Below are 3,416 nucleotides of genomic sequence, written 5' to 3'. Positions count from 1 at the left end.
ATCAACGTATGCCAGCGACCTCCTACAGCAAAGAGGAAATTATTACCTTTTGGGACACCCTTAGCCGTAGCGTCCGTGTCCGTCCAGGAGCTTTTTGAACAGTCGAAAAGGGTGATGGATTACTAACAAGGTATCACAATGGATAAAATAAAACGGAGAGGGATTGCTCTTGCTGTTTTTGTTGCGCTGGGATATGGGGGTATCAATATTTTCGCCCTTATGCGCCTTCTGCACAAAAACTGACTCTATCACAGCAGGAAAATATGGAAAAAATAAATTCTGAAATAAAACCCTATTGCGTCGGACGTTATATGCTCGATCTGCCATCATCCTTTGTGGCCTATAATGACTCTGCACCGTTGGAAAAAAACATCTGGGCGGCGGTAATTTCTAGGCCAGAGGATACATATAAAACTTATCTGGCGACAAAGAGGATGTATCCTCCGGGATTTAAGCAGTTAATTGTATTACGTGAAAAGGCGCTAAAAAATGGTTATACCCTGGATGCTCAGGATATGCCGTTCCTAAAAAAAATTTGGTTATTGCCGAATAGAATGGAGGGGGTGATTTTTGAAAGAAATGAAAACGAAGGTGTATCAGATGCAATGCGTATTCTTGAGGGCTATTTGTATACCAATGGTGTAGTTATAAAGTTTCAGAAGCAGACCATTAATGATTCTAGCCCTAGATATCTTGAACAGAGAGGAGAACGACCAGCTAGAAATTATGTCCCTAATGATGTTAGCCAGATGCAGTCGCTGATGGCAAGGATAAGCGGTAGGGAGAATGACGACATTCCGACAACACCTGGTACCTGTATCACTCATGCGTTTATTGCCACTGACCCGACGGAAAAGGACCGAGAAGATATCTCTGTTGGACTTGAAAGTCAGCGATTGGAACATATCCGAATTATCCTCTCCACTGACAACTTTACGCGTGAACACGACACAGTGTTGGATAGAGCCGGTGAGATAAAGAGTAACTTATACCGCGGCCGAGTGGAGAGAAAAGGGTCCTTTGATGTAAACGGTTTGCAGGCACAGGAATTACTCGCGACCGGTTTACAGGCATATCAGGATGAGCCTCGTTATAGCTTTAATATGTTTATCAATGAAATGACAGCTAGCTATAAAACTCCTAATTTCATTCTGACCTTAGAGAACGACTCTATGCCAGCGACCTCCTATAGCAAAGAGGAAATTATCGCTTTTTGGGATACCCTTAGCCGTAGCGTCCGTGTCCGTCCAGGAGCTTTTTGACCGGTCGAAAAGGGTGATGGATTAATAATGACGGGGCATCAAAATCGATAAGTCCAATATTCTCAATGATTTTATCTTAGGGTGTTGCTGGTATATGGGGCGGGGGTCTTGATTGGAATACTTGATTTAAGGTTAATTAAAGGCCTCATGGGTAGTGATTGAATTTGGTGTGGGATCATATTGAATTAATCAATACAGCCTCATTCCGATTTGGACAGCGTCATTACGGGATGCGATGCGGTAATCTAAAATAAAAAATCCACGCAGTTGCGTGGATTTTAAACTCTGAACTTGTCTTATGGGCGAGCGGCTCGCTGCAAAGATGACAACCAATCAGACATTAAACAGGAAGTTCATAATATCGCCATCTTTGACGATATAGTCCTTACCTTCGGCGCGCATTTTGCCGGCTTCTTTGGCACCTTGCTCACCTTTAAAGGCGACAAAGTCGTCATAGGCGATGGTCTGGGCGCGGATAAAGCCTTTTTCGAAGTCGGTGTGGATCTTGCCTGCGGCCTGTGGCGCGGTGGCACCGACAGGGATGGTCCAGGCACGCACTTCTTTCACACCAGCGGTGAAGTAAGTCTGCAGGTTCAGCAGTGAGTAACCGGCACGGATCACACGGTTCAGGCCCGGCTCTTCGAGACCCAGTTCAGCCATAGTCCATCAAGGGTACCCCAATCTTCTACTGCTTTGCGCAGCTTGTCGATATCGGCTTCGCTTGCGGTATCGCTCTTTAATATCAATGAGTTGTCCGGCAGCGTAGCTCGCGCTTGATCCAATCTTTGGTCATTCAAGCCAGTGATCGCGACGTTACCCCCTTCAGCGACAATACGTCGTGCACCCGCCAGTCCGATACCGCTGGATCCGCCAGTAATTAAGATACGTTTACCTTCATAACGATTCATACAGCGACCTTTACCCTTTGATGGAAATATCATCCGATGGATTAACGTTAAGCCGATAGCAACCTTTATCTCCTGCGGCAATGATTATTGCCGCGACCAAGCAAATAACTGTAACTGTGATCGGTTTCGGGTCTTTATGCTGATGTTGTGTGTAGATTATATCGAGTGCAAGGACTGCACAGTAATAACGCGAAGGATAAGGCGATGGCGGTAAATGCTCGACATGATGCTCCTACGACATCTATAACCCCGCAGCTTGGCCTGCTTATTGGCAATGCCCTCCGAAAACTCAATAGCCTCACAACCTACCTGGCGTCGGTGATTTCAGTCAACGTCATGTCTCTGCACGTCTGTCTGCCAGCGCAGTCATTACTGACTGGGCGAAAGGCAATGGCTCTCTGCCAGGTCGCTTTGTTGAGGCCAAAAGCAATCGCGGGTAATCGGTATGCGTTTCGCTTGTTATGGCGTTAGCGGTACTGCACAGGGCTAGGCCGTTGCCACGCTATTGGCAGTCGGCCTATTCATATTTTCGATAGCGCGGAGTGCACGTTACTGGCGGCCAAGTGAGTCATTAACTGTCCTCGCGACCCTATGCGCTTTGGGCTCCTTCACCGGAAACAGCGATGGGCGGTAGCGTGTCCGCGCGGAACGCTTGCTGGAGCGATAGCGGTATAGCGGTGCAAGGCGTTAAACGATGCAAGGATGGCTTTAGGGCTAGCCTGCCACGATAAGCAGGTGACAGTTAAGGGCAGAAGTACCAGCACTCTAACAATCTTCAGACGGTGATGCAGAAAGCCTTCCCGTTACCGCTGCATGCAATGCCGATATTGATGGCCTGCCTAATCCACACATTTTGCCGGTACTGACCCACCTGACGGTCAGACGCCAGAGTTTCCCAAAGGATATCGGGCGCAGTATAAGCGTACACAAGGAGTGAGCGTATGAGCAGTCATTCACCAATCCATTTCAGCCATAGTCACCATCTACTGTCGGTGAAAGGCTGTGCGTCAACATTGGATGTGCTGGCCTTTGAGGGCGATGAGGCCTTAAGTAAGCCGTTCAGTTATCGCATTGAATTCACCAGCGTTGACCATGCAATCAGCAAAGAAATGATGCTGATGAAAGCAGGTTCACTTACCTTACAGGCTCCGGTGGACCAGGGCTTTGGTATCCAAAAGCAGCAGGCGGTGCGTACGCTACAAGGCATAGTAACCGGCTTTGAGCGCCTGAAGACTTCCCACGATGA

Annotated in this window: 2 protein-coding genes and 2 pseudogenes; 3 read left to right on the top strand and 1 reads right to left on the bottom strand. The window is 47.8% G+C overall.

The window, feature by feature from the left end; translation table 11 throughout:
• Positions 1-8 precede the first annotated feature (8 nt).
• Together DW47_RS17895 and DW47_RS16405 are read left to right on the top strand one after the other, a co-directional pair.
• Positions 9-98 carry a T6SS immunity protein Tli4 family protein gene (locus tag DW47_RS17895; RefSeq protein ID WP_206537847.1) on the top strand — a complete coding sequence of 30 codons (90 nt, stop codon included), beginning with the start codon at positions 9-11 and terminating at the stop codon, positions 96-98.
• A gap of 165 nt (positions 99-263) precedes the next feature.
• The gene (locus DW47_RS16405; RefSeq protein ID WP_051150903.1) at positions 264-1,262 is read left to right on the top strand and encodes a T6SS immunity protein Tli4 family protein; all 999 of its coding nucleotides are present in this window, start codon (positions 264-266) and stop codon (positions 1,260-1,262) included.
• Positions 1,263-1,595: 333 nt separating this feature from the next.
• Here DW47_RS16405 and DW47_RS0110745 read toward each other — a convergent pair.
• Positions 1,596-2,170, bottom strand: a pseudogene (locus tag DW47_RS0110745) (SDR family NAD(P)-dependent oxidoreductase).
• 941 nt (positions 2,171-3,111) lie between these two features.
• Here DW47_RS0110745 and DW47_RS0110730 point away from each other — a divergent pair.
• Positions 3,112-3,416 (top strand): annotated as a pseudogene (locus tag DW47_RS0110730) (type VI secretion system tip protein VgrG); the annotation flags it as partial.

Origin of the sequence: Tatumella saanichensis (assembly GCF_000439375.1) — a bacterium.
In the GTDB taxonomy this organism is placed as follows: Bacteria; Pseudomonadota; Gammaproteobacteria; order Enterobacterales; family Enterobacteriaceae; genus Tatumella; species Tatumella saanichensis.
This window is presented reverse-complemented; position numbering and strand designations above follow the sequence as displayed.

Excerpts from the sequence above, each read along its gene's own strand:
- DW47_RS17895 (WP_206537847.1), top strand. The coding sequence starts at position 9 with ATGCCAGCGACCTCCTACAGCAAAGAGGAAATTATTACCTTTTGGGAC.
- DW47_RS16405 (WP_051150903.1), top strand. The coding sequence starts at position 264 with ATGGAAAAAATAAATTCTGAAATAAAACCCTATTGCGTCGGACGTTAT.